The sequence below is a fragment of the Pseudomonas sp. S9 genome, assembly GCF_000222125.1.
GTDB classification, from domain to species: Bacteria; Pseudomonadota; Gammaproteobacteria; order Pseudomonadales; family Pseudomonadaceae; genus Aquipseudomonas; species Aquipseudomonas segetis.
Genome location: NZ_AFFX01000002.1, coordinates 325,559 through 348,955, shown reverse-complemented (window position 1 = coordinate 348,955; position 23,397 = coordinate 325,559). Strand labels below are relative to the sequence as shown.

The following is a 23,397-nucleotide window of genomic DNA, read 5'->3' as shown; positions in this document are numbered from 1 at the left end:
AACAGGGGTTGCTCCATCAGCGAATGATAAAACCTGCGATCCCCTGAACACCTTGCTCGGTCAGGGCAACAGCCTCGACCCTGGCCTTTTTCGGACCCTGCTCAAGCCATTTACGCATCGCCTCGACGGCTTGCCCTTCACCCTCGCACATCACCTCTACCCGGCCGTCCGGCAAGTTCCTCACCCAACCATCAATACCCAGTTGCTCGGCTTGCGCGGCCGTGGCCAGGCGAAAACCCACGCCTTGCACCCGTCCACTGATGTATCCATGCAAGCTGGCTCTGGCTTCCAGTTCATTGCTCATCTCGTTCTAGCCCTCGGCCTTTAGCTGCGCGAGCTTGGTCTTGATGCCTTCTGCGGTTTGCTCGCCCAGCAAGCGCTCACGCGTACGCCCGCTATCATCAATGATATAAGTTACCGGCAAGGCTTCACTGCGCGGCAATTTGTAACGCTCGGCGGGATCGCTGGCCAATACCGTAAAGGTGATGCCCAACGCCTCACTGACCTTTTCAAGTTCTGCGCCCTGCAAGTTATCGAAGTTCACTCCAAGGACACTGACGCCTTTGCCGGCCAACTCTTTATCCAAGGCATTGAGCTGAGGAATTTCAGTTCGACAAGGTGCGCACCACTCGGCCCAATAATTGATAACTAACCACTGGCCTTCGATCCGCTCAACAGGTACCTTGCGTCCATACTGGTCAACACCAGTCGCGTCTGAGCATGCTGTCAGGACGACCACTGCAAATACGCCTAGAACTATACGAATGACCCATTGGAGTTGTGCAGCCATGTATTCGATCCTCGTGCTGGCAGGGTTGATATGACGCTCGATGCCTTGCGCCTGGAGGTGCCGGACATCATTGATGAACAGTGTGTGCCACAGTCCGAGCTCGCGGAATGTTTCAGCAACGCTCGCATGGCCTCCCTTGAAGCTGCCCTGGAACAAGTCGTCAGCCTTTTGTTTCGGCTCAATCGCAGCACGATGACCTTACTCGAAAGACAGCGCGCGCTGCAAAACTTCAGCGATGAATATCGCCACTACTCGCTTTCCCAGCAAAGCCATACCCCGCCTCCGGTGATGTACATACACCTGTGCAGCGAACTGGCAATTGGCTTTAAGCGTTTGTTGCTGCAAATTCTCCAAGGCCGCAACCCGTCGCGCCCGCACCTGGCGTGGTGCCTGTATATGGCGCAGCATTTCCTGGCACAAACCCAATTGCGCCATTACCAGGTCTACCAAGAGCCACCGCCCAGCCTATGGCGTGACAGCCACCTGCTGTATTGGATCGGCGAACATCAGGCCTGCCTGGATGAACCTGTGGCCGCCGCCTTCAAGCCTGCGCCTTCTCCAACGCTGCGTGGCGTTTACCAGCAAATGCTGTTAATGGCGCTGAGCAACCCGTTTCACCTGCATGAAGGCGAGTGCCTGCTGCTATTTAGCGCCCTGGCTCCGATTACAGGATTAGCGCGGCTTTTACCCTGGGACGCAGAGGACGATGTCGAGGGGCCGATCGTTGACCTCAGCGAATCACGACCCTGCTTGAGTCTTGACCAGTCAGTGACGGGCGATCCCCAGTATTTGCGCCGCTTTGAACTCGGCGCTCTATTGGTTGCATTGCATGAACCCGCTCCACTGCGAACGGCTGCCGAGAGCAAAGTCCTCAACCATGTCCAGCAACACTGGATGGGACGCCAGCAACGACGCCATGAGCGTGCCGAAGCGCCATCGAACTGTGACTTACTGGTTGGGCTCAATACTATCCATGCACAATTGCTGGGGCAGCGTCCGCCCCGCATCGAAGTCCAGGTAATCGATACCAGCCCGGGCGGCGCCCGCATACTCTGCCACTCGGATCGAGCCAAAGCGCTGCAAGTCGGTCAGCTCGTACTGATTGTCAACAGCAGCGAGACACCCACTCTTGCATTGGTACGCTGGCGCCACCTGAATCCCGCAGGCTTGCATATTGGCCTGCGCTACCTAAAGGGGCTGCCTCGCCCGGTCTGGCTACGCAGGGCACCTGTTGCACAAACCCATCCGGGCTTGCTGCAAAGTACACCAGCCATCGGCAGCGGCTGGCATCACGGTTTATGGCTACCACTTGGTCAGTTTGTCGAGGGTGAAAGTATTTGGCTGCAACTCGCCAATTCCAACAGCCAGAAGATCCTGCCGCTGCCGGCCTCAAACCTCAGCACGCCATTGGTAAGTCGTCATCCGATGGGACTGGGCTAAGCCCCCTGAGCGTCCTGGCGAATCCTTAAATCTGCGAGACTGATCACGCCGGTTATCGCTTGAGCGCACAGTTTGCAGCGCACACCGAGGTTTATAATTTGCCCCAATGGTGATGTCGAAATCAGTTCTCAGCCCGGATGCCAAAATGCCCCAGCCACACGACACATTGATCGGCAACGTCCCCTCTCAAATAGTTAAAAGCGCTCGTCAGCAAGTGAGTGCTTTCGAAGGGCGCATCGCTGAGTACAACGTGGCGGTCTGGCTGCATGTTCCGGGGCTAGCCAACTTGCCTGCATCGCTGTTTGTGACCTATATGGACGCGGGCAAACGGCGTGAAATTGCGATTGATCATGGCCAGGTCAATACTCACCACAAGATCATGCTGTCCGGCATTGCACGACTGCCCTTCAAGCAACAAATCGAAGACATGCAGTTGCAGCTGCGCAGCGCGGTGAGCTTTCAAACCCTGGCAGTTGAAGAGCTCTTTGTACAAGCTGCCGAACTCGAAGCCAGCGCAGGTCATCAGGCGCTGGCTTGATGCTCTGACACCGAAATGCTCTCGGCCGCCACAGGCTCTGCGCTGCACGGTTCAACCGCCTCGGCATGCGTGTGAGCATGGGCGACAAGTGATTCAGGCCAATGGCTAAAACGCAGTCCTGTCAGCCGGTTCAACCGCTCAAGCGCTGCATCCGAGTCATAGGCACACAGCGGTACAACCTTGCCCTTTCTTGTACTCATATCCAGCTTTAAGCTCCCAGATTGTCTGCTTTATCACAGCTCGAATACTTGCCTGTTCTTCCCCGGCCTAACCGCCAGCCCTGCAACCCAAGGCGCAGTGCTCTTGATGCCTTGAACAAACCCTTTGCCAGAACCATGCCAGCCCCTGGCCGACCCGCCACATGCAACATACCGACAATAGCCGCAACCCGGCTGGGCGGCAGTTCGCCGGAAACTGACACTATTTGTCAGTCGTTGCAGGCTGTAGCCACTGTGCAAGGCTGCCCTCGAACAAATGTGCCTGCTGCTCATGGAAGCGCTCAAGCACATCACGCAGTGCCGGGTACCATGGCTCATCCAATGCCTGCGGCAGTTGCTCTATTTGTGGCATCGGCCACGGGCTTTGACTGACCAGCCGCTGCAAAGAGAAACTGTTGAGGTCTCGAATCAGCACCCAGGCACCGGCTCCGCTGGTCGTGACCAGGCGCTGATTCTCAAGAAATCCCAGTACCTCTTCCCATTCATGCTCGGGCAGCCGCCAGCCTTTACGGCGAACGTCACGATAGCGAACCTTCAAACCCGACTGTTGCCGTTCATAGAACACACGCAAAACCGCCATTACCAGCAAAATCTTTGGAATGTCCATACGGCGCCATTGGTAGGACGAAGACAGATTGCACACCAGCTCAGCGCCAAACAGCACAATCAACCAGGACAAATATATCCAAAGCAAAAACAGCGGCACGGTGGCGAACGCGCCATAAATGAGCTGATAGCCCGGGAAGAAACGTACATACAAGCCAAATATCATCTTGGCCACCTCAAACAATACCGCCGTAAACAGGCCGCCAAGCAACGCATGCTTAAGCGGCACCTGTGCATTGGGAACAGTGGCATATAACAAGGTGAAAGCTGCCACGCTGAAGATCAGAGGCATAAAGCGCAGCAGGGTCTTGGCTCCTATCAATGCATCCGGGCCAGACATCAGCGACAAGGATGCAACATAGGTGCTGATGGCAAACCCGGCGCCGAGCAAGATCGGCCCCAGGCTGAGGATCGCCCAATACAGCAAGAAGCTGGAGACGCCACGCCTTGCCTGGCGCACGCGCCAAATAGTGTTGAAGGTTTTCTCGATGGTCACCAGCATTAAAAATGCAGTAACCGCCAGGATAATCACCCCAATCCAGGTCAGTTGACGCGCCTGGACGGTGAAGTTTCGCAAATACTCCTGGACAGTCTCGCCCGCCGAAGGCACGAAATTGCGAAACACGAAATTCTGGATTTGCTCATCCGTGCCCTGAAAAGCAGGAATCGCCGAGAGCATGGTAAAGGTGACAGTCATCATCGGCACAACGGCAAACAGCGTGGTGTAGGTCAGCGCAGCCGCATTGCTTGTGCCCTGATCGGCAAAAAACCGCTGGAACAGAAACCGCCAGAACTCGAACCATTCTCTTAACTGTTGGCGCATGCCTTCTCCTTAGCTGACCGCAGTATAGCCACGCTATTGTCCTTAATATGAGTCAGTTGTGCCCTTAATCGACAACTCAATGCAAGGCTTTACTGCACACAGGGCTACGCACATCAACGCTCGACACGGTTAGAATAGTCGCCACCTGACGCAAGATGCGAACCCGCACATGACCGATTTAACGCTATACCACAACCCGCGCTGTTCAAAATCACGCGCTGCATTGCAGCTTTTGCAGGAGCGCGGCCTTGCGCCCGAGATCGTCCTGTATCTCGACACGCCGCCAACTGCCGAGCAGCTCAATGACATACTGGACAAACTCGCAATCAGCGCACGCGCTTTGCTGCGTACCGGCGAAGAAGCGTACAAAACGCTGAACCTGGCCGCACAGGATCTCAGCGAAACTGAGCTGATCGCAGCCATGGTTGCCCAGCCCAAACTGATCGAACGACCGATTCTTATCGCAGGCAACCGAGCCGTGATTGGTCGCCCACCTGAGCGCGTCCTGGAGATTCTGCCGTGAGCGCAGCCTATATTCTGGTCCTGTATTACAGCCGCCACGGCGCCACCAGCGAAATGGCCAAGCAAATCGCCCGGGGCATCGAAAGCGCGGGGCTGGAGGCACGCCTACGCACTGTGCCGAACGTTTCCGCAGACTGCGAAGCCACTGCCCCCCAGATCCCGGAACAAGGCGCACTGTACGCAACCCTGGATGACCTGAAGAACTGCAGCGGCCTGGCCCTTGGCAGCCCAACGCGATTTGGCAATATGTCAGCCTCGCTCAAATACTTTCTTGATGGCACCAGCAATCTCTGGCTGACGGGGGCACTAACCGGCAAACCGGCAGGCGTATTCACTTCGACCGCCAGCTTGCACGGCGGCCAGGAAACCACATTGCTGTCGATGATGATGCCGCTGCTGCACCACGGCATGCTGATCACCGGGTTGCCTTACAGCGAATCAGCCCTGCTTGAAACCCGTGGTGGCGGCACGCCTTATGGCCCGAGCCACCACGCAGGCGCAGATGGCAAACGCGCATTGGACGAACACGAAAAGAGCCTGTGCAGAGCCCTCGGCCAACGCCTGGCCAAAACCGCACAGCAACTGGAGATGCCCCGTGGCTAAACAGAAAAAGCCACTGCCAGAATTGTCGTGGCTAGAACCTCGCGTGAAACTCAGTCGCGCACTGAGCCTGTTTAACTATGTCGCGCTATTGATCTTGATTACCCTGTGGAATGTGGCGTTCGCCGACCTGCATGGCGCACGCAGCTGGGTAGTGCTAAGCGTTCAGTTGGTGCCGCTGCTGCTGCTCGCACCGGGCATTGTTCTCGGCAATGCCCGCGCACATGCCTGGCTGTGCTTTGTGATCAACCTGTATTTTATCCAGGGAATCCTGGCCGCCATCGACCCGGCACGAGCACTATACGGCGCGCTGGAGACAATCATCAGCTTTGCCCTGTTCTGCAGCGCCCTGCTCTACACCCGCTGGCGCTTCCAGTACGACCGCAAACTGGCAGGCGAGCAATAATCAGGCGAATGGCTGCCTGAAACGCGGAGCTTACTCCTGTAAGTGAGCATTTTCGGGTAGCCATTCAACGCAGTATCAGCAAGCGCAGTCGCTTCAAACCAGAATGCAACCCAGCCAGCAAAGAACCTATGCGCTTTTATATCCAAGCTTAAAATCTGGCTTTCAAGCGTAACGAGCGCAGCTCAGACAAGGCGAATGGCTGCCTGAAACGCGGAGCTTACTCCTGTAAGTGAGCATTTTCGGGTAGCCATTCAACGCAGTATCAGCAAGCGCAGTCGCTTCAAAGCAGATTTTTACCAGCCGAGAGTTTCTTTGAGAAAGGGAATGGTCAATTTACGCTGGGCTTGCAGCGACGCTTGATCCAACTCCTCAAGCAGGTCAAATAGCGCATTCATGCTGCGCTCGCCACGCGTGAGGATAAACCGCCCGACTTCTTCACTCATATGCAAGCCACGGCGTGAGGCACGCAGTTGCAGGGCGCGCAGTTTATCTTCATCAGATAGTCCCTGCAGTTGGAATACCAGCGCCAGGGTCAGGCGCGACTTCAAATCAGGCAGCTTGATCTTCAATTCGCGGGGCGAGGTATTGGCAGACAGCAACAACTTGCGGCCACTGTCGCGCAATCGATTGAACAAGTGAAAGAGCGCCTCTTCCCAGATGGGCTGGCCGGCAACGGCTTCAAGGTCATCCAGACAAACCAGCTCGCAACGCTCGAGATTATCGAGCAAGGCAATGCCGTGCACGGCAACATCAGCCAGGGGCAAGTACACCGCCAATTCGTCACGCTGCTCAAACTTCAGGCAGGCAGCCTGCATCAGGTGGCTGCGACCGACGCCGTGCGCGCCCCACAGATAGATAAGACTCTCCGTCCAGCCCGCATCAACGTCACATAGGCGCTCAACATAGCCCAGCGCCGCAGCATTGGCTCCAGGGTAGAAGTTGGCAAACGTGGCGTCATCGCGTAGACGCACACCTAATGGCAGCTGAATCGGTTTCATACTGGGTTTTGCGGCTCATCTAAGCGCTAGCTGGAGACTCTCCATAAAGAGCGGGAAGTTTATAGTCTTCGGCCCCGGATGTCATTGATGCATTTTGCAGCTCAATTCAAGGGCTTAGGCCTGATAAAGCAACATGAAACAGGCCACGTTTTAGTTAAACGCCTGAACAAAACGTTCGCCCTTACTCTTTATACTTAAACCCGCTGCATGCTTCGATACACAAAACGATTGATTAAAATCAATCAATTACCTCGCCATTATTATAAGCGCCAGACTGCTTATAAAAATCATGGGCATGGCGTAGCAAAACCATGATTACTGCGGCAACGGGGAGCGCCAGAAGAATCCCGGAAAAACCGAATAGTTGGCCGCCAGCCATGATCGCGAAAATAACGGCAACAGGGTGCAAGCCAATGCGGTCACCTACCAACCATGGTGTTAACAGCATGCCTTCGAGCATTTGCCCCACGACAAAGACTGCCGCAATGGCCAGCAATGGATAGGGATCGAGGCCAAACTGGAAGAGCCCGGCAATCAGTGCAGATGAAATACCAACAAATACACCCAGATACGGAACGATACTGGCCAGCCCTGCAAATACCCCGATCAAAAAGCCAAGCTCAAGGCCGATCACCATCAAGCCTGTGGCGTACATCACGCCCAACGCCAGCATTACCAATAGTTGCCCGCGCATAAAGGCGCCAATTACTTCATGGCACTCGCCCATCAGTTTGACAACGGTTTCTTCCTGATGGCGCGGCAGCATCAAACGGAGTTTTGCCACCATCAGGTCCCAGTCGCGCATCAGATAAAAGCTGACCACCGGGATCAGCAGCAGGTTGGCCACCCAGCCGACCAGGGCCATACCCGAGGCTGTAACTTTTTTAACCACCATGCTGACTATATCTGTGGTTTTCCCCAGATTGTCCGAGAGCGCGCCCTTGAGCTGGTCGAGACGCCAGAAATTGTCATTGAGACCAAACTTCGCCTGCACCCAAGGCAGTGCGATGTGCTGCGTCCAGTCAATCATCTGCGGCACCAGCTCGTACAGGCGTACCAGCTGCTTGCCCAGCAGTGGGACCAGCACCACCAGCAAGATGGTCAATACCAGGCTGAAAATGGCGAAGACAATGATCACGCCCCAAGTGCGTGAAATCTTCATTCGCTCCAACCGGTCAACCAGTGGGTCACCCATATACGCCAGCACAATGGCGATAATAAAGGGAGACAGCATCGGCCCCAGCAGATAGAGCAACCACACCAACAGCACAAACCCAACGATCAAATACCAGCGTGGCAGAGCCTTCATCCTAAATCCCCAGGTCGTCTTGTCGGTGCAGCTAAAAAAGCAACCCTTGGTTGTCAGCGGTTGCTTTGATAAATCGATGTAGCTCGGTAATTACCAGCGAAAACGCAATACGTTTGCCTTTGGCACATTACTTTGAGGTGTTGGAGGTTGTGGCGTAGCACTGCCTGGCGCACCCTCCTCGGTCCCGGTTTCGGTCGGGGCCTGGGTATTGCCCTGGGCAGGTTCAGGGTCGGCCGTGGCGGGGATTTCCTGCAATTGTGCCAGCGCCAACTGGGAACGTAGTTGTTCGGCATTGGCCTTGACCTTGAATACCAGGCGACCGTTATCAACCTTGATAAAACTCGACTCGAATGGCTCCAGGATCCGTTGAACCTCAGCATAACGAGCCAGGCTCGCGCCCTCGATCTCCAAGGTCAAATCTGTTGAAGAACCAGCAGCCGCGACGAAACGTTTTGCCAGCAACTCGCTCACGGCCATCATCACCGAATCTGCGACTGCAGCTTGATCCGCACCTTGCGCGCTGCCATTGAAGCTATCGCTGCCGACCCAGAGCCGCCAGTCGGCGCTCCACTGACCATCGGCTTCACGTGCCTGCACCGCCAACAGTGCATCGGCCGAGTAACGTTCAGACGCGCTGCGCAGTTCGTCAGGCGACTTGGCACTCAGGTTTTCTGCAGTAGCCACCAGTTGCTCGCTGAGATCAGCCAAGGGCAGGCGCAAGGGCAGGCCGCGATGCTGCGCTGCCCGACTCAAGGGCTCGGCGCTGGCCAGGCCATCACCGACCAGGCTAGTACCGTTAAGGTCTTCGTTCAGCCACCAGGTCATCACCGCCGGGCGATTGGCGCTCCAGATCGGCATGCCCGCCTGGCGCAATGCGCGATCAACGCTTGCGGGATCGAAACTGACAACAATGCTGTCGCCCTCGAAACCATACTGAGTAACAATTTGTTGCGGATCTTTATAAACCTCGGCCAAATCGGGATTTTTCGAGCCATCGGGCTTGCCGGTCAGGCGCAGGACCAGGGTGTCCAAAGCACGGCCTAATTCAGCATCGCGCTTATCAGGCTGCTGGCTAGCGCCTGCTTCCCGTACTTCATAAAGGTCGGTAACCGTTGCTGCCAGGCTGGGCAAGCTATACAGCAGGGGTAATGACAGGGCGAGCATACGAGCGATCAGGCGCATTAATTGGGTTCTCGAAAGACAGGGAGCGGTTAAAACAGCGCATTAAACAGGCTATACCTTAAACAGCCGCTCGTCCCCCGGCAACCATAGCGCTTCGTGGGTGGTCGCTGCCTATCAAGCCTGATAAAATCGCGCGCCTCGCAGCCCGGTCCATATAACGCCGGTACTCATCCGAATTTTCCTTAAAGGCCTGTACCCATGAGCAAGCAACCCTCCATCAGCTACAAGGACGCAGGTGTAGATATCGACGCAGGCGAAGCCCTGGTTGAACGCATCAAGGGTGTCGCCAAACGCACCGCTCGTCCGGAAGTCATGGGTGGCTTGGGCGGCTTTGGCGCTCTTTGCGAAATACCTGCCGGCTACAAGCAGCCTGTCCTGGTTTCTGGCACCGATGGCGTCGGCACCAAACTGCGTTTGGCGCTGAACCTCAACAAGCATGACAGCATTGGCCAGGACCTGGTTGCCATGTGCGTCAACGACTTGATTGTCTGCGGTGCCGAACCTCTGTTCTTCCTCGATTACTATGCCACCGGCAAACTCAACGTCGATGTCGCCGCCCAAGTGGTTACCGGCATTGGTGCGGGCTGCGAACTGGCGGGTTGCTCGCTGGTTGGCGGGGAAACCGCCGAAATGCCAGGTATGTATGAAGGCGAAGACTATGACCTGGCAGGTTTCTGTGTCGGCGTGGTCGAGAAAGCTGAAATCATCGACGGCAGCAAAGTCTGCGCTGGCGATGCATTGATCGCCCTGCCATCTTCGGGCCCGCATTCGAACGGCTACTCACTGATCCGCAAGATTATCGAAGTCTCGGGCGCAGACATCGAAAACACTCAACTTGACGGCAAGCCACTGACCGACCTGCTGATGGCCCCGACGCGTATCTATGTCAAGCCGCTGCTCAAGCTGATCAAGGAGACCGGCGCAGTCAAAGCCATGGCGCACATCACCGGCGGTGGCCTGCTCGACAACATTCCACGGGTACTGCCAAAAGGTGCCCAGGCCATTGTCGATGTGGCCAGCTGGAAACGCCCTGCCGTATTCGACTGGCTGCAAGAAAAAGGCAACGTCGAAGAAAATGAAATGCACCGGGTACTCAACTGCGGCGTGGGCATGGTTATCTGCGTCGCTCAGGATCAGGTTGAAGCGACTCTCAATAACCTGAAGGCCTCAGGCGAGCAACCTTGGGTCATCGGCCAGATTGCAGATGCAGCACAAAACGCCGAGCCCGTTGTTCTCAACAACTTGAAAAACCATTAATGCCGACGCCTTGCAATGTAGTGGTGTTGCTCTCAGGTTCTGGGAGCAACTTGCAAGCCCTTATCGATAAACTGGACCCAGACTCCGCTCGTATCAGCGCAGTGATTTCAAATCGTGCGGATGCATACGGGCTTGAGCGCGCCAAGGCCGCCGGTATCGCGACCAACCTGTTGGATCACCGCCAATACGACAGTCGCGAGTCGTTCGATGCGGCTTTGATCGAAGCAATTGACGCCCACAAGCCACAGTTGGTGGTTCTTGCTGGCTTCATGCGCATACTCAGTGCCGACTTTGTTCGCCACTATGCCGGACGCCTGCTTAACATCCACCCTTCCCTGCTGCCAAAGTACAAAGGCTTGCATACGCATCAACGCGCATTGGACGCCAAGGATGCCGAGCACGGCTGTAGCGTGCACTTTGTGACAGAGGAACTCGATGGCGGACCATTGGTCGTACAAGCAGTAGTTCCAGTTAATGCAGACGACTCAGCCGCAAGCCTGGCTGAGCGAGTTCACCGCCTGGAACACCAGATCTATCCACTGGCGGTGAGCTGGTTTGCCGATCAACGCTTGCACCTTGGCCCACAAGGCGCAATGCTTGACGGCAAGCCACTTGCAACTACTGGCTATATTTTCCGAACTTAGGAGAGAACATGCGTCGCGCCTTACTGTTCGCACTCGCGCTGATCAGCGCCCCGGTCTTTGCAGACGAGATCAAACCCTTCACCGCCAGCTACACCGCAGACTGGAAACAACTCCCGGTTAGCGGTTCGGCAGAGCGCAACCTGACGGATCTGGGCGACGGTCGCTGGGAATTGAACTTCGAAGCCTCCATGCTAGTCGCCAGCCTTACCGAAACCAGCACCTTCCGTATTGAAGACAATGCGTTCACTCCCCTCAACTATAAATACGAGCGCGGAGGCCTGGGCAAAGGCAAATCAGTCGAGCAAGACTTTGACTGGTCAGCCAAGCAAGTGATCGGCAACGACCGCGGAACCCCGGTTCGCATTCCACTGAACCGTGGCCTGCTGGACAAATCCACCTATCAAATGGTTTTGCAACATGACGTAGCTGCCGGCAAGAAAAGCATGAGCTACCAAGTGGTCGATGGTGATGACATTGAAACCTACGACTTTCGTGTACTCGGCGAAGAAGCCGTCACCACCAAGGTCGGCCTGATAGACGCCATCAAGGTAGAGCGGGTACGTGATCCAACACAAAGCAAGCGCAAAACAACCTTGTGGTTTGCCAAAAACTGGGATTACTTGCTGGTTGCCCTGAACCAGATTGAGAAAGACGGCAAGGAATACCAAATCATGCTTGAGGAAGGCACCGTAAACGGCAAGACCGTTAAAGGTCGCTAATAATGCCACACAAAAAAACCGGCCTAGAGCCGGTTTTTTTGTGGTGTGAAGTTCACTGCTGGACTAATTGATGCCCTGCATGCTCGACTGGCAACGGATTCAACATCGCTAAAGGCAGCGGCTTCAGCCCGCTCATCACCGAACGCAGCAAAGCCAGCATCACGCCAAGCATCAGTCCCAATACCAAGCCCAATACAACGATCAACAGCTTCTTCGGCTTTATCGGCGAAAGCGGGCTCACCGCTGGCTGGTCCACATCAACCAGGTCTTGCAACAACAGTTCGGGCTTCAATGCCTGCAAATAGGATGACTCCTCTTCCCACTTGGCCAGCTTAACCAGGAACAGATCATCGTTATCGCGCTTGCGTAATGCTTCGACTTCGCGATTGTGGCGCAACATCCGCAGTTGCTTTTCGATCTCGCCAACATGCGGATCGGTAAAATCATCGGAGCTGCGTGCCCGCAATGCCTTTCGCTCGGCACCCAAGGCTTCGGTGCCCATGAAGTAAAGTGGAATCTGCTGATTATTCACTTCGGTGCGTATCAGGTTATTGGATGATTGCTGGCCAATCTCGCGCATGGAGGAAGGTGTCGCTGGCTTGTGGATCCCCAACTGCTCGGCGATCATCATCGCTTCGGTCAGTTGTGCAATGCGGTTCTGGCGGCGTAACTTGAGCTGCTGTCGCAGGCCTGACAACTCGTCGATAAGGTTGGCACGCTTTACAGAATCGGCCTCCAACAACTTGGCGATTTTCGATTGCTTGTCTGCCTCATAACCAATACGGGCAGCCGCAATCTGGCTTTGCAGTTTGCTCAGGCGGTTCGCCACCAATGTGTTGATTTCGGCTGCAATACGCGTTCGCTCCTGCTCTATGGAATAAGCAATCAAGCCATTCACCACGGCAGGCCCGTCGACGCCCTCGGGGTAGACAAAACTCAGGCCAACATAGTTAGACAGAGAATTGGCTTTCTTGGCGTCGGGCTTCAAAATGGTGAATGCGGATTCGTTGAGTCGTTCAAACGCTTGCTCGAGCGTCATTCCAGGCTGCTCAAGAGCCTGGAAAAGTGCCTGGTGCTCCTGGAAAAACGCATAGCGGGTTGAATAGGACTCAAGCGAAATACCAATGCGCTTAAGCACCTGATCCCTGTCAACCTTATACACGCCAGTGAGGTTGAGCTGGTCGAAGCTTTTCAGCGACGTGGGCTTAAGAATGCTTTGCGCTTGGTAATAGGGTGTTGCGAGCATTGCATAGGCAACTGCTGCGACGCCAACCAGCGCCATGACTGACGCAATCAGCCAACGCTGTCGCCACAAGCCACTGACCAAGGCAATTAAATCAATCTCATCGTTTCTGAATTCTGGATCATGACTTACGCGAGCATTCATTACAGCATCCATTAAATTGCTTGGAAATTCCTCTTCAGCGCATATCTATCATGTCTAGAATAGGCCTAGAACCTGACAAAAGGCTGGTCGCTCTGAAGGGCGCGCGACGATATCAGACTGACATCATTATGCCAAGCAATTGATAGTACTGACTTAACTGCAATCCTATTACTCAGCGAGAAGCCAGCATGCAGCAGATGCCCTACCAACCATTGGCTTGTGCCCTGTATGACGAAATAGAAATCGCCTGCTTGCATCGTTACGACCTGGCAATTGAATTGATTTCCGGCGCAACACTTGAAGGCCAGGCACTAACCACCGAAACCAGTGCCGATAAGCAAGAATTTCTAATCATCAGGACCGCTGACGACAAAGTGCGCGTGCGCCTTGACCAGCTACAGGCAATTACTGCCCTGACGCCGGGCGCGAGCTTCAAGCGCATTGAGATGAACAAGCCAGACAGTTCGTCCTGAGCGTTACAACAAACCACAGGTATTAAAAAGCCGGGCATAAGCCCGGCTTGAATAACCCGTAGTAATCAATCACCACATCAGGTCATCAGGCACCTGGTAGGCCGCATACGGATCATCGGCATCTGGCGCCTCGGTTGGCGTATTGAGCAGTACCACACGACGCGGATCGCGTTCCTGGATCTTAAGCGCCGCCTCACGCGGGATCACTTCATAACCACCGCCATGACGCACAATGGCCAGCGAGCCGCTGCTTAACTTGTTGCGCACCAGATCATTGACCGGCAAGCGCTTAACTTTCTTGTCATCGGCAAAGTTGTAGTAGTCCTCGGTCGTAAGCTTAGGCAGGCGCGATGCTTCAATCAGTTGCTTGACCTGGGCTGCCTTGGCCTTTTGCTCGGCCTTTTCTTGCTGTTGACGGTTCAGCTCTTGGTCGCGAGCAAGCTTCTCTGCCCTTGCCTGCTCTGCGGCCAGCTGTTGCGAGTTGTCCTTCTCGACCTGGCCCTTGTGCTCCATGCGCTGCTGTTTTTGCTTTTGCTTAGTAGCCTGCTTGGCCTGCTTCTCGTTAACCAACCCCGCCTTTAGCAGTTGGTCGCGTAGTGATAAAGCCATGACTTACCTCGGTATTCAACGACAGCAACCTCGATCCACACAGGTCTTGTTGCCATTTATTTTGATCCAATTTACAACCAGCGCCTCACCCAGGTAACCAGCAGAGTCGCCTGGGCCAACCGCGCTTAGATTTATCGACGCAATTGCCGCCTGCCGCGCATATTGATTGCTTATTGGCAATCAGCCAAGTGTTTGCTGTTTTTCCAGCTTCTTGGCCTCGCCCCACAAGGCATCGAGTGACTCCAGGTCGCACTTGGCAATGTCGCGTCCCGACGCGCGCAGCGCTTGCTCGATAAACCTGAAGCGCCGCTCGAACTTGGCGTTCGCCATACGCAACGCCGCCTCCGGGTCCACCTTCAAGTGGCGTGCAAGATTGGTCACCACGAACAGCAAGTCACCAAGTTCCTCGGCAACCGCGCAGTCGTCATTTTCACTCATGGCTTCAAGCACTTCGTCCAGCTCTTCGCGGATTTTATCCACGACCCCGAGTGCCTCTGGCCAGTCAAACCCTACCTGCGCCGCGCGTTTTTGCAGCTTTACAGCACGGGACATCGACGGCAACGTGCTAGGTACATCGTCCAGCAGCGACAGCTGCTCGGGTGCTCGCGCGTTGGCGGCACGCTCCTCGGCCTTGATCTGGTCCCAACGCTGCTTGACTGCCTCTGGATCGAGCCTGGGCAGTTCGACCGCACCGTACAAGTCACCGTCGGGAAACACATGGGGATGGCGACGCACCAGCTTGCGGGTAATGGTGTCGATGACCTCAGCAAAACCAAAGCGCCCTTCTTCTGCCGCCAACTGGCTGTAATAAACCACCTGGAACAGCAAATCACCCAGTTCACCTGGCAATTGATCGAAATCGCCACGCTCGATCACATCAGCAACCTCGTAAGCCTCTTCAAGCGTATAGGGCACTATGGTCGCGTAGCTTTGCTCAAGGTCCCAGGGGCAGCCATGCTGCGGATCACGCAGGCGCTCCATAAGGTGTAGCAAGTCGTTTAGCTGGTACATAAATCCTCAGGAAGAACTGCGCAAACGCCGGGCTTCGATAATGTTGGGCAACTGTGAAATCCGACCCAGCAAGCGACCCAGCGCTTCAAGACCGGGGATTTCAATGGTGATCGACATAGTCGCGGTGTTGTCTTCCTTGTTCGACTGGGTATTGACCGCCAGCACATTGAGCTTCTCGTTGAGCAGTATCTGGGTAACATCGCGCAGCAGCCCGGAACGGTCATATGCGCGAATAACCACGTCAACCGGGTAGGTCTGCACCGGTACCGGCCCCCAACTGACCTGGATCATCCGCTCAGGCTCGCGCCCTGCCAACTGCAATACCGCCGCACAATCCTGACGGTGAATACTCACGCCCCGCCCCAAGGTGATGTAGCCAACGATGGGGTCGCCCGGCAATGGCTGGCAACAGCCGGCCATCTGCGTCAGCAAGTTGCCGACGCCCTGAATTTGAATATCGCCGCGCTTGCCTGGCTTGAAACCCAGCGCTTTACGCGGAATAAGCTCAAGCTGCTCGGTGTTGCGCTCCGGCTCCACCAACTGCTGGGCGAGGTTTACCACATGGGCCAGGCGAACATCTGCCGCACCCAGGGCCGCAAACAGATCCTCGGATGACTTCAGGTTGGCCTTTTCAGCCAGCTTATCGAAATCCACATGCGACAGTGCCAAGCGGCCTAGTTCACGCTCAAGCAAACCTTTACCGGCCAGTACGTTCTGGTCCCGGTCCTGCATCTTGAACCAGTGGACAATTTTTGCCCGCGCCCGCGAAGTGGTGATGTAGCCCAGGTTGGAGTTCAGCCAGTCGCGGCTCGGCGTGCCTTGCTTGCTGGTGATGATTTCGACCTGCTCACCGGTTTGCAGGCTGTAGCTCAGCGGCACGATGCGCCCGTTTACCTTGGCGCCACGACAGTTGTGGCCGATCTCGGTATGTACGCGGTAGGCGAAGTCCAGGGGCGTCGAGTCCTTGGGCAAATCAACTGCATGCCCATCGGGCGTGAACACATAGACCCGATCCGGCTCGATATCGACTCGCAGCTGTTCGGCCAAGCCGCCAATGTCGCCCAGCTCTTCATGCCATTCGAGGACCTGGCGCAGCCACGAGATTTTCTCTTCGTAGTGATTCGACCCCGACTTGACGTCGGTGCCTTTATAACGCCAGTGCGCACAAACACCGAGCTCAGCTTCTTCGTGCATCGCAGCAGTACGAATCTGCACCTCGAGCACTTTGCCTTCTGGACCTAGAACTGCGGTGTGCAACGAGCGATAGCCGTTTTCCTTGGGATTGGCGATGTAGTCGTCAAACTCCTTGGGAATGTGTCGCCACAGCGTATGGACAATACCCAGCGCCGTGTAACAGTCGCGCATCTGCGGCACCAGAACCCGTACGGCGCGCACGTCATAGATCTGACTGAACTGCAGGCCCTTGCGCTGCATTTTCCGCCAGATGGAGTAAATATGCTTGGCCCGCCCACTGATATCCGCCTCAATGCCCGTGGCCTCAAGCTCTGATCGCAGCTGATCCATCACTTCGTTGATGTAGTGCTCGCGATCCAGCCGCCGCTCATGCAGCAAGGTGGCGATCTGCTTGTACTGCTCGGGCTCAAGGTAGCGAAAGGACAGGTCCTCAAGCTCCCATTTGATGTGGCCGATGCCCAGCCGGTGGGCCAATGGTGCGTAGATATCAAAGACTTCGCGAGCAACGCGCTGGCGCTTCTCATCGTCAGCCAGCTTGACTGCACGAATAGCGCAGGTGCGCTCGGCCAGCTTGATCAGCGCAACGCGCACGTCATCGACCATGGCCACGAGCATTTTGCGCAGGTTATCGACCTGGGCCTGTGACCCCAGCACCATGGAGTCGCGCGGGTTCATGCTCGCACTGATGGCTGCCATGCGCAGCACGCCCTCGATCAGCTTGGCGACCACAGGTCCAAAGCGTTGATGCACGGCCGCAAGCTCAACGGTGCCTTCACGAACACCGCGATAGAGCACCGCCGCGACCAAGGAGTCCTGGTCAAGTTTGAGATCAGCGAGAATCTCGGCGATTTCCAGGCCGACACGAAAACTGGAGGCACCCTCGCTCCACAGGTTTTGCGCTGCGTTGGCTTGCTGTTCTGCCTCACGGGCGAACTCACATGCGCTGCGCAGCGCATCACGATCCAATGCGGGATCAACGCCAAGCACGTGATCCAGCCATGCCTCAAGGTTGATGCTGCCGTCATCGTTGATCGGCTGATGCGCTCTAACCTGAACCATTTTGCTTACCTTCCCTACGAAGCGCACATTGCGCTACGAATCGACGCCGACCGCCTAGTCAAGAGGGCCGGTCAAACTGCTGTAAGGCGCAAATCCTTCACACCCCTGCATGCGCAACCGGGGCGCTGCATTGAACAACAATGCAAGCGGCCCGAACTGCGACCTTCGAACTGCATGAGGCATTTACATGCCTCGCGACCCGCAAGAGTCAAGCCCTGGCTACTAACTGCTCGCCAGCTCAAATAAAACCATGGCCTCAACATGCGCCGTCTGCGGAAACATGTCGAGAATGCCAGCTTTTTTCAAACGATAACCCTGTGCAATAAGCTGCTCGGCGTCCCGTGCAAGTGTCGCCGGATTACAGGAAACATACACCACCCGGCCTGCGCCCAGTGCAGCAAGTTGCTTCACCACTTGATAGGCACCATCACGCGGCGGGTCAAGTAAAACGGCGGAAAACCCACCTTTGCTCCACTTTTTATCAGTCAGCGACTCGGACAAGTCCGCATGGTAAAAGTGCGCATTGCTCAGTGAATTTTCAAGGGCATTTGCGCTGGCCCGTTCAACCATCGCCTGCACGCCCTCAACTGCAATAACTTCCCGGGCTAGACGAGCCAATGGCAACGCAAAATTACCCAGGCCACAAAATAGATCAAGAACCCGCTCATTGTCTTGCGGAGCCAGCCACTCCAACGCCTGTGCAATCATCGATTGGTTGACCGAGGCATTGACCTGCACAAAATCACCAGGCCGATACGCCAACTCCAGATCCCACTCAGGCAAGGCATAAGCCAGGCCTTGACCAACAACAAAGGGCGCAGGGTCGGACGTGCCTTGCAGCCACAGTTGCGCCTCGTGCTCAGCGCAAAAGTGCTGCAAGCGATTGAGATCTGCCTCTGGCAATGCTTCGGTGTGACGCACCAATACCGCACTGGCAGTGCCATTAAATAGCTCAACGTGACCGATCGCCTGTGGCTTTTCGAGCTGGCCAAGGGCCTCTGGCAAACCGCGTAAGATTGGCTGCAAGGGCTGTACCAGAACCGGGCAGTTATCTATCGCAATAATTTCCTGGCTTGCCTCTGCGCGAAAACCTACCGCCAGTTGCTTGCGCTTTGGGTCCCAACGCACAGCCACGCGGGCCCGACGCCGATAACCGAACTCGGGGCCTGTCAAAGGCGCAGCCCATTGCTCGGGCTGAACCTGGGCCAGACGGCTTAACTGCTCCGCAAGCATTGCCTGCTTGAGTGCAAGCTGATCCGCATGCGCCATGTGCTGCACACTGCATCCCCCGCAGGTGCGGGCATGCGCGCAGGGCTCTGGGCGACGCTCGGAGCTGGCAAGCATAATGCGTTCACTGCGCGCTTCGACCACTTGGCTGCGGGCTGACTGCACGCGTGCCTCAACATGCTCGCCCGGCAGCGCTCCGGATACAAACCAGGTGCGCCCCTCACTGAAGGCAATACCGCGGCCATCGTTGGCCAAACGTTCAATGACCAGCCTTTGCTTTTTGCCCACGGGCACTTGTGGCGCCCGTGTCCCACCACTGGGTTGAAAACGTAAACCGCCGTTTTTCCTGGCCATTAATGCTGTGGCGCGTCGTAGATGCCAGTCGACAGATAGCGATCGCCACGATCACAGATGATCGCCACCATTACTGCGTTTTCAACCTGTTGAGACAGACGCAGCATAGCGGCGACAGCACCACCTGAAGAAACCCCGCAAAAGATCCCTTCCTCACGCGCCAGACGACGCATAACCTGCTCGGCCTCGTCCTGACCCATGTCGACCACTTGGTCAACCCGCTCGGCATCAAAGATTTTCGGCAGGTACTCATGGGGCCAGCGGCGAATACCGGGGATCGAGGCACCTTCTTGCGGCTGCAAGCCGACAATCTGCACCTGGGCGTTTTGCTCCTTGAGGTAGCGCGAAACCCCCATGATGGTGCCCGTAGTGCCCATGGAACTTACGAAATGGGTAATAGTGCCCTGGGTCTGTTGCCAGATTTCAGGGCCGGTGGCGTCGTAGTGGGCCTGGGGATTATCACCATTGCCAAATTGATCAAGCACCTTGCCGCGACCCTCACGCTGCATGCGCTCGGCAAGGTCACGTGCCCCTTCCATCCCCTCTTCACGCGTTACCAGGACCAGCTCGGCACCATAGGCGGTCATGGCCGCCTTGCGCTCAGCCGTTGAGTTGTCCGGCATGATCAGGACCATCTTGTAGCCCTTGATCGCCGCGGCCATCGCCAATGCAATCCCGGTATTGCCCGAGGTCGCCTCAATCAGGGTATCGCCTGGCTGGATATCGCCACGGCGCTCCGCGCGGGTGATCATCGACAATGCAGGACGATCCTTGACTGAACCTGCCGGGTTATTGCCTTCCAACTTGACCAACAGCGTATTGGAGGTGTTGCCGGGCAGGCGCTGTAGACGCACCAGGGGGGTGTTGCCGATGCACTCGGCGATGGTCGGAAATTGCACGGTCATGACGTCAATCAGGTCCAAACTACTTGGTGGGTGCCTATGATAACGGTAAACCACTATGCGCCCACAACAAAGCCCCATACGCCGGTCTGCTTTATTCGAGACAAGCTCGATTCCAATTGACGGAAGACAACCCCAGCGCGTTCTGGGCCAGACGTTCTAGAGCGCAAGATCATCTGGGGCGGCCAGCGACGCCGCGTTGAGTAACCTCTTGTTGGATGGTACGCAAACGGTACACTGCACAATAACAATCAGAGAGGGATGTGCGTGTTCAAGGACCTAGGCATTAAAGGCCGCGTTTTAATATTGACGCTATTGCCAACCAGTCTGCTGGCGTTCCTGCTTGGCGGGTACTTTATCTGGGCACAACTCTCGAACCTCCAGGGCCAGCTACTGCAACGTGGCGAGATGATTGCAGAACAGCTGGCACCGCTTACGGCTCCCGCCTTTCTACGCGGCGATATCGAGGTACTCCAGCGCATCGCCACCCAGTCCCTGGAGCAGCCCGACGTTCGTTCAGTGAGCCTGCTCGACAAGGATAAAGTGCTGCTCGCCCATGCGGGCCCAAGCATGCTCAATCCAATGCCCACAGTCGGCAGCGGCACCGAAAAGCTCACGGCCAAGCACAGCAACGACGATGCCACGCGCTTCCTGCTTCCAGTATTTGAGCACCACCTGGGCCTGACCGGCGAGCCGCCGCACCTGGGCAGCGACAAGCTGGTCGGCTGGGTCGAGCTTGAGCTATCCCATCACGCCACCCTGCTCAGTGGCTACCACAGCCTACTCACCAGTTTATTGCTGGTAGCTGCCGGTTTGGTGCTCACGGCCTTGCTCGCATTGCGTATGAGTCATTCGATCAACGACCCATTGCGCCGGGTCAAGGAAGGCGTTGCCCAACTGAAGGAAGGCAAACTCGAAACCCGTCTTCCACTGCTCGGCAGCCAGGAACTGGACGAGCTGGCATCGGGCATCAATCGCATGGCCGAAGCCCTGCAAAATGCGCAGGAAGAACTGCAGCACAGCATTGACCAGGCAACCGAGGACGTTCGCCAGAACCTCGAGACCATTGAAATCCAGAACATCGAACTGGATTTCGCCCGTAAAGAAGCACTTGAGGCCAGTCGTATCAAATCCGAGTTCCTGGCCAATATGAGCCATGAAATTCGCACACCCCTTAATGGCATCCTTGGTTTCACCAACCTGCTACAAAAGAGCGAGTTGACTCCTCGCCAGCAGGATTACCTGAGCACCATCGAAAAATCGGCGGATAACCTGCTCGGGATCATCAATGAAATCCTTGATTTCTCTAAGATCGAAGCCGGCAAACTGGTGCTAGAGAGCATCCCCTTCAACCTGCGCGAACTGATTCAAGACACCCTGACGATTCTGGCGCCAACAGCCCACGAAAAGCACCTTGAGCTGTTAAGCCTGGTCTACCGCGACACGCCACGCGCCCTGCTTGGAGACCCATTGCGTCTCAGGCAGATCCTGACCAACCTGGTCAATAACGCAATCAAGTTCACCCGTGAAGGCAGCATTGCAGTGCGCGTGATGCTTGAAGATGAAAACGAGAGCCACGCCCAGATACGCATTAGCGTGCAAGACAGTGGGATTGGCCTGTCCGATGACGACCTGCGCCTGCTTTTCCAGGCCTTCAGCCAGGCCGACAACTCGCTGTCACGGCAAGCGGGCGGCACCGGCTTGGGCCTGGCCATTTCAAAGCGTCTTATTGAACAGATGGGCGGCGAAATTGGCGTCGACAGCTCACCTGGCCAAGGCTCCGAATTCTGGATAAGCCTGAGCTTGCCCAAGGCGCGCGCAGACATTGAAGACCTGCCACGCCCGCCACTGCTTGGCCGCAGCATTGCCATCCTGGAAACCCATGAACTGGCACGCCAGGCGCTACAGCATCAGCTCGAAGATTGCGGACTCAATGTCAACGCATTCAGCCAGCCAGACTCACTGATCGAGGCGATTGACGCCTCACGGCAAGGCCCGAGCCCAATTGGCATTGCGGTCATGGGCGTGACTTCCCAGGAGCTGCCTCCGGAAAGACTGAAGCACTACATCCGCCAACTTGAGCAAATGTCCTGCAAATGCATCGTGCTCTGCCCGACCACCGAGCAAGTGCTCTATCACAGCAGCCTGCCAGATGCCTATACCCAACTCCATGCCAAGCCTGCATGCACGCGCAAGCTGCAACGCGCCTTGAGCGAAATGATCAGCCCGCGTCACCAGCGCTTGACCGCCGAAACACCAGAGCCTACCCGAACACCCAATATTCTTTGCGTTGACGACAACCCGGCCAACTTGCTCCTGGTACAAACCCTGCTCGAGGACATGGGAGCCGATGTCAGCGTTGCCAAGGACGGTCACGAAGCCTTGGATAAAGCCAGGAAAGTTCGTTTCGACCTGATCCTCATGGACGTGCAGATGCCCGGCATGGACGGGCGGGAAACCACCGAAGCGATTCGCCTCTGGGAAACAGAGCAGAACAACAGCGCAGTGCCCATCGTAGCCCTCACCGCACATGCCCTGTCCAATGAAAAACGTACCCTGCTGCAAAGTGGCATGGACGACTACCTGACCAAGCCTATCAGTGAGCGGCAACTGGCCCAGGTGGTACTGAAATGGACCGGCTTATCGCTGCGCGCTCTTCTGCCCGAGCGTACGGATGACAACTCGCGCCAAGACATAGACCTCAACCAGATCAGCACCCTGGATAACGAGGAAGGCTTGCGCCTGGCTGCCGGAAAGGCCGATTTGGCCGCCGACATGCTCAATATGCTGCTGGCGGGTTTACCGACAGACTTGCAAGCCATACGTCAGGCCCGCCAATCCGACAACAGCCAGCTTCTGATTGAACGAGTGCATCGCCTGCATGGCGCCACCCGATACTGCGGAGTACCACAGTTGCGAGCCACCTGCCTGCGCAGTGAAACCCTGCTCAAACAGGATGATCCCGGGGCAAAACATGCACTCGACCAACTTGAAGCGGCCATAGAACGCCTGATGATCGAGACCCAGGCCGAGGCCTAGCAACCCAGCCCCACGCCAATGCATCCAGCGGGCGCGGGCTGGACCGGCTGCATATGCTATAAACAATGAGTTTCAGGCATACAGGGCAAT

At 56.2% G+C, this 23,397-nt stretch carries 22 protein-coding genes; 10 read left to right on the top strand and 12 right to left on the bottom strand.

Annotation, left to right across the window (positions count from 1 at the left end; all coding sequences use genetic code 11):
* Positions 1–16: 16 nt before the first annotated feature.
* Positions 17–304, bottom strand: a complete 288-nt coding sequence (locus PSES9_RS0105435; protein ID WP_010484867.1) for an acylphosphatase — start codon at positions 302–304, stop codon at positions 17–19.
* Positions 305–310: 6 nt separating this feature from the next.
* Positions 311–790, bottom strand: a complete 480-nt coding sequence (locus PSES9_RS0105430; protein WP_010484865.1) for a TlpA disulfide reductase family protein — start codon at positions 788–790, stop codon at positions 311–313.
* A gap of 30 nt (positions 791–820) precedes the next feature.
* Here PSES9_RS0105430 and PSES9_RS0105425 point away from each other — a divergent pair, with 30 nt between their 5' ends.
* Together PSES9_RS0105425 and PSES9_RS0105420 are read left to right on the top strand one after the other, a co-directional pair.
* Positions 821–2,230, top strand: coding sequence for a PilZ domain-containing protein (locus PSES9_RS0105425; RefSeq protein ID WP_010484864.1), 1,410 nt, complete (start codon positions 821–823; stop codon positions 2,228–2,230).
* 145 nt (positions 2,231–2,375) lie between these two features.
* The gene (locus PSES9_RS0105420) at positions 2,376–2,768 is read left to right on the top strand and encodes a hypothetical protein (RefSeq protein ID WP_029529388.1); all 393 of its coding nucleotides are present in this window, start codon (positions 2,376–2,378) and stop codon (positions 2,766–2,768) included.
* Positions 2,769–3,188: 420 nt separating this feature from the next.
* On the opposite strand, the gene PSES9_RS0105410 is transcribed toward PSES9_RS0105420, so the two are convergent.
* Entirely contained in the window at positions 3,189–4,415 is a 1,227-nt protein-coding gene (locus PSES9_RS0105410) for a virulence factor BrkB family protein (RefSeq protein ID WP_010484862.1), read from the bottom strand.
* 169 nt (positions 4,416–4,584) lie between these two features.
* Between PSES9_RS0105410 and arsC the strand changes: the two genes are divergently transcribed.
* The 3 genes from arsC to PSES9_RS0105395 are packed head-to-tail and all read left to right on the top strand — an operon-like array spanning position 4,585 to position 5,943.
* Entirely contained in the window at positions 4,585–4,938 is a 354-nt protein-coding gene (gene arsC / locus PSES9_RS0105405) for an arsenate reductase (glutaredoxin) (RefSeq protein ID WP_010484860.1), read from the top strand.
* Positions 4,935–5,540 carry an NAD(P)H:quinone oxidoreductase gene (gene wrbA, locus PSES9_RS0105400; protein WP_010484858.1) on the top strand — a complete coding sequence of 202 codons (606 nt, stop codon included), beginning with the start codon at positions 4,935–4,937 and terminating at the stop codon, positions 5,538–5,540. The genes arsC and wrbA overlap by 4 nt, the downstream gene beginning before the upstream one ends.
* The gene (locus PSES9_RS0105395; RefSeq protein WP_010484856.1) at positions 5,533–5,943 is read left to right on the top strand and encodes a DUF2069 domain-containing protein; all 411 of its coding nucleotides are present in this window, start codon (positions 5,533–5,535) and stop codon (positions 5,941–5,943) included. The genes wrbA and PSES9_RS0105395 overlap by 8 nt, the downstream gene beginning before the upstream one ends.
* Before the next feature lie 293 nt (positions 5,944–6,236).
* On the opposite strand, the gene hda is transcribed toward PSES9_RS0105395, so the two are convergent.
* The 3 genes from hda to PSES9_RS0105380 form a co-directional block, all read right to left on the bottom strand.
* A complete protein-coding gene (gene hda / locus PSES9_RS0105390; RefSeq protein WP_010484854.1) occupies positions 6,237–6,941 on the bottom strand; it encodes a DnaA regulatory inactivator Hda in 705 nt (234 codons plus the stop codon).
* A 238-nt stretch (positions 6,942–7,179) separates the two neighbouring features.
* Positions 7,180–8,250, bottom strand: coding sequence for an AI-2E family transporter (locus PSES9_RS0105385; RefSeq protein ID WP_010484852.1), 1,071 nt, complete (start codon positions 8,248–8,250; stop codon positions 7,180–7,182).
* A 90-nt stretch (positions 8,251–8,340) separates the two neighbouring features.
* Positions 8,341–9,432, bottom strand: coding sequence for a DUF2066 domain-containing protein (locus tag PSES9_RS0105380; RefSeq protein WP_010484850.1), 1,092 nt, complete (start codon positions 9,430–9,432; stop codon positions 8,341–8,343).
* Between the two features lie 198 nt (positions 9,433–9,630).
* Between PSES9_RS0105380 and purM the strand changes: the two genes are divergently transcribed.
* The 3 genes from purM to PSES9_RS0105365 are packed head-to-tail and all read left to right on the top strand — an operon-like array spanning position 9,631 to position 12,052.
* Positions 9,631–10,689, top strand: a complete 1,059-nt coding sequence (gene purM, locus PSES9_RS0105375) for a phosphoribosylformylglycinamidine cyclo-ligase (RefSeq protein ID WP_010484848.1) — start codon at positions 9,631–9,633, stop codon at positions 10,687–10,689.
* Positions 10,689–11,333: a phosphoribosylglycinamide formyltransferase gene (gene purN / locus PSES9_RS0105370; RefSeq protein ID WP_010484846.1), complete on the top strand. Its 645-nt coding sequence runs from the start codon at positions 10,689–10,691 to the stop codon at positions 11,331–11,333. Before purM ends, purN begins: the two co-directional genes overlap by 1 nt.
* Positions 11,334–11,341: 8 nt before the next feature.
* Entirely contained in the window at positions 11,342–12,052 is a 711-nt protein-coding gene (locus PSES9_RS0105365; RefSeq protein ID WP_010484844.1) for a DUF3108 domain-containing protein, read from the top strand.
* Between the two features lie 52 nt (positions 12,053–12,104).
* Here the strand turns inward: PSES9_RS0105365 and PSES9_RS0105360 are convergent, their stop codons facing one another.
* Entirely contained in the window at positions 12,105–13,439 is a 1,335-nt protein-coding gene (locus PSES9_RS0105360; RefSeq protein WP_238530364.1) for a Wzz/FepE/Etk N-terminal domain-containing protein, read from the bottom strand.
* Between the two features lie 188 nt (positions 13,440–13,627).
* Between PSES9_RS0105360 and PSES9_RS0105355 the strand changes: the two genes are divergently transcribed.
* Positions 13,628–13,912, top strand: a complete 285-nt coding sequence (locus tag PSES9_RS0105355) for a Rho-binding antiterminator (RefSeq protein WP_010484841.1) — start codon at positions 13,628–13,630, stop codon at positions 13,910–13,912.
* Positions 13,913–13,981: 69 nt separating this feature from the next.
* Here PSES9_RS0105355 and PSES9_RS0105350 read toward each other — a convergent pair whose 3' ends face one another.
* The 5 genes from PSES9_RS0105350 to cysM all read right to left on the bottom strand — a co-directional run bounded on the left by PSES9_RS0105350 (position 13,982) and on the right by cysM (position 20,271).
* Positions 13,982–14,521, bottom strand: coding sequence for a DUF2058 domain-containing protein (locus PSES9_RS0105350; protein WP_010484839.1), 540 nt, complete (start codon positions 14,519–14,521; stop codon positions 13,982–13,984).
* Positions 14,522–14,701: 180 nt separating this feature from the next.
* On the bottom strand, positions 14,702–15,532 hold the full coding sequence (gene mazG, locus PSES9_RS0105345; protein ID WP_010484837.1) for a nucleoside triphosphate pyrophosphohydrolase: 831 nt from the start codon (positions 15,530–15,532) through the stop codon (positions 14,702–14,704).
* 6 nt (positions 15,533–15,538) lie between these two features.
* A complete protein-coding gene (gene relA, locus PSES9_RS0105340; RefSeq protein ID WP_010484835.1) occupies positions 15,539–17,785 on the bottom strand; it encodes a GTP diphosphokinase in 2,247 nt (748 codons plus the stop codon).
* A gap of 222 nt (positions 17,786–18,007) precedes the next feature.
* Positions 18,008–19,366 carry a 23S rRNA (uracil(1939)-C(5))-methyltransferase RlmD gene (rlmD, locus tag PSES9_RS0105335; protein ID WP_010484833.1) on the bottom strand — a complete coding sequence of 453 codons (1,359 nt, stop codon included), beginning with the start codon at positions 19,364–19,366 and terminating at the stop codon, positions 18,008–18,010.
* Positions 19,366–20,271 carry a cysteine synthase CysM gene (cysM, locus tag PSES9_RS0105330; protein ID WP_010484831.1) on the bottom strand — a complete coding sequence of 302 codons (906 nt, stop codon included), beginning with the start codon at positions 20,269–20,271 and terminating at the stop codon, positions 19,366–19,368. The genes rlmD and cysM overlap by 1 nt, the downstream gene beginning before the upstream one ends.
* 264 nt (positions 20,272–20,535) lie before the next feature.
* On the opposite strand from cysM, the gene PSES9_RS0105325 reads away from it, so the two are divergent.
* A complete protein-coding gene (locus PSES9_RS0105325) occupies positions 20,536–23,307 on the top strand; it encodes a response regulator (protein WP_010484829.1) in 2,772 nt (923 codons plus the stop codon).
* The last annotated feature ends 90 nt before the right edge of the window (positions 23,308–23,397 follow it).